Source organism: Klebsiella sp. MS 92-3 (assembly GCF_000195655.1).
Taxonomy (GTDB): Bacteria; Pseudomonadota; Gammaproteobacteria; order Enterobacterales; family Enterobacteriaceae; genus Klebsiella; species Klebsiella pneumoniae.
The window spans coordinates 90,499-92,778 of the sequence record NZ_GL882869.1 but is presented as its reverse complement, the minus strand read 5'-3'; the positions used below and the strand labels follow the sequence as shown (position 1 = coordinate 92,778).

The following is a 2,280-nucleotide window of genomic DNA, read 5'->3' as shown; positions in this document are numbered from 1 at the left end:
CCGCCCCCCGGTCTGATTTTAGAATATTCTTAAACTTCTCCCTGCTCTTCAAGGCTGGCTTTGCCCCTTGTCATGGGTTTATATAACCTGATTCATTCCACGCGGCCCCAGCAGAAGGCGCCGTTGGTTGAGAGTAGGTTTAGTGAATGCTGATAATATTCAACGCAATAATTCCGATTATAAAATGGATACGAAAATGACCGTGCTGGACTACTTATTAAAATTTCGCAAAATCAGTTCGCTGGAAAGCCTTGAAAAACTATTTGATCACCTTAACTACTCCCTGACTGACACCCAGGAGATCGTGAATATGTATCGCGCCGCCGATCATCGTCGCGCAGAGCTGGTCTCCGGTGGTAAATTGTTCGATGTGGGCCAGGTTCCTAAATCCGTTTGGCGATTCGTGCAGTAAGGCTGTCATCCTTCACGCCAGTTGCTTATACTTCCCGGCCTGATTTTATTCACTGGCGTTGAATAGGGGAGAAACATGACGTCTCAATCTGCAGAGCGCATCGGCGGATGGCTGCTGGCTCCGCTGGCCTGGTTGCTGGTGGCGCTGCTGAGCGCCTCGTTATCGCTGCTGTTTTTTGCCAATGCGCTGATGTCGCCGCAGACCTATACCCTACTGCGCGCCATGAGCGCGGGCCATATGGCGCTGTGGGTCGCCTCGCTGCTGTTTGCCCTCGCCATGTGGTATTACACGCTCTGGCTGACTATCGCCTTTTTCAAGCGGCGCTCGGTGGTGCCGAAACACTATATTATCTGGCTGCTCATCACCCTGCTGCTGGCGATAAAGGCTTTTGCCTTCTCGCCGGTCTCGGATGTGCTTGCCCTGCGTCAGCTGCTGTTTCCGCTGCTGGCCGCTGCGCTGCTGGCGCCCTATTTTCGCCGTTCGCAGCGGGTAAAACGGACTTTTGTTAATCCGTAATACCCCCACACTTAACCTGTTGTCGCTGGTATCGTTTTATTCGATAATAAGCGGCTTTTTTTCGTTTCAGGTCGCATGATGGCTGATTATTTACTGCTCTTTATTGGTACAGTCCTGGTCAATAACTTCGTTCTGGTGAAGTTTCTTGGTCTGTGCCCGTTTATGGGGGTTTCCAAAAAGCTGGAAACCGCAATGGGGATGGGGCTCGCTACCACCTTCGTGATGACCCTGGCCTCTATTTGCGCCTGGCTGATTGATACCTGGATCCTTATCCCGCTAAATTTGGTTTATTTGCGTACCCTGGCCTTTATTCTGGTTATCGCCGTGGTGGTTCAGTTTACTGAGATGGTGGTGCGTAAAACCAGCCCGGCGCTCTATCGCCTGCTGGGGATCTTTCTACCGCTGATCACCACCAACTGTGCCGTACTCGGGGTAGCGCTGCTGAATATTAATCTGGGCCACAATTTCCTGCAGTCGGCGCTGTACGGCTTTGCCGCCGCCGTCGGCTTCTCGCTGGTAATGGTGCTGTTCGCGGCGATCCGTGAACGCCTGGTGGTGGCCGATGTCCCCGCGCCGTTTCGCGGTAATGCCATCGCGCTGATTACCGCCGGTTTAATGTCTCTGGCCTTCATGGGCTTTAGTGGTTTGGTGAAGTTGTAATGAGCGCAGTCTGGATAGCCGTGATCGCCATCAGCCTGTTAGGGCTGATTTTCGGCTTAATACTGGGATACGCCTCGCGTCGTTTCGCGGTGCAGGACGACCCGGTGGTGGAAAAAATTGATGAGCTATTGCCGCAGAGCCAGTGTGGGCAGTGCGGGTACCCTGGGTGTCGCCCCTATGCGGAAGCAGTCGGCGTACAGGGTGAGAAAATAAACCGCTGCGCGCCGGGTGGCGAAGCGGTGATGTTAAAAATCGCCGCGTTGCTGAACGTCGACCCGCAGCCTGTCGACGGCGATGCACAGGAAGCGGAGCCGGCCCGCATGCTCGCGGTAATTGACGAGCCGAACTGCATTGGCTGTACCAAGTGTATCCAGGCCTGTCCGGTGGATGCCATCGTTGGGGCGACCCGCGCCATGCATACCGTGATGAGCGACCTGTGCACCGGCTGCAATTTGTGCGTCGCCCCCTGCCCGACCCAGTGCATTTCACTCGTTCCGGTGGCCACCACCCCGGAGACCTGGAAATGGGATCTGCATACGATCCCGGTGCGAAATATTCCTGTGGAACAACATGTTTAAGCTATTTTCCGCTTTCCGAAAAGACAAGGTCTGGGATTTCAACGGCGGTATTCACCCGCCTGAAATGAAAACCCAGTCTAACGGCACCCCGCTGCGTCAGGTTTCCCTGCCGCA

At 54.5% G+C, this 2,280-nt stretch carries 4 protein-coding genes; all 4 read left to right on the top strand.

All coding sequences use genetic code 11. The features are described from left to right. The first annotated feature begins 196 nt into the window (after positions 1 to 196). Positions 197 to 412 carry a transcription modulator YdgT gene (ydgT, locus tag HMPREF9538_RS01030; RefSeq protein ID WP_002907652.1) on the top strand — a complete coding sequence of 72 codons (216 nt, stop codon included), beginning with the start codon at positions 197 to 199 and terminating at the stop codon, positions 410 to 412. Between the two features lie 75 nt (positions 413 to 487). Further along, complete coding sequence (locus HMPREF9538_RS01035; protein ID WP_002907654.1) at positions 488 to 928, top strand: DUF2569 domain-containing protein; 441 nt, start codon at positions 488 to 490, stop codon at positions 926 to 928. A 78-nt stretch (positions 929 to 1,006) separates the two neighbouring features. Beyond that, positions 1,007 to 1,588 (top strand): electron transport complex subunit RsxA, encoded by a 582-nt coding sequence (gene rsxA, locus HMPREF9538_RS01040; protein ID WP_002907658.1) that lies wholly within the window; start codon positions 1,007 to 1,009, stop codon positions 1,586 to 1,588. Beyond that, positions 1,588 to 2,166 (top strand): electron transport complex subunit RsxB, encoded by a 579-nt coding sequence (rsxB, locus tag HMPREF9538_RS01045; protein WP_004143816.1) that lies wholly within the window; start codon positions 1,588 to 1,590, stop codon positions 2,164 to 2,166. Before rsxA ends, rsxB begins: the two co-directional genes overlap by 1 nt. Positions 2,167 to 2,280 lie beyond the last annotated feature (114 nt).

Coding starts and splice junctions, on each gene's coding strand:
- ydgT (WP_002907652.1), top strand. CDS start 197: ATGACCGTGCTGGACTACTTATTAAAATTTCGCAAAATCAGTTCGCTG.
- HMPREF9538_RS01035 (WP_002907654.1), top strand. CDS start 488: ATGACGTCTCAATCTGCAGAGCGCATCGGCGGATGGCTGCTGGCTCCG.
- rsxA (WP_002907658.1), top strand. CDS start 1,007: ATGGCTGATTATTTACTGCTCTTTATTGGTACAGTCCTGGTCAATAAC.
- rsxB (WP_004143816.1), top strand. CDS start 1,588: ATGAGCGCAGTCTGGATAGCCGTGATCGCCATCAGCCTGTTAGGGCTG.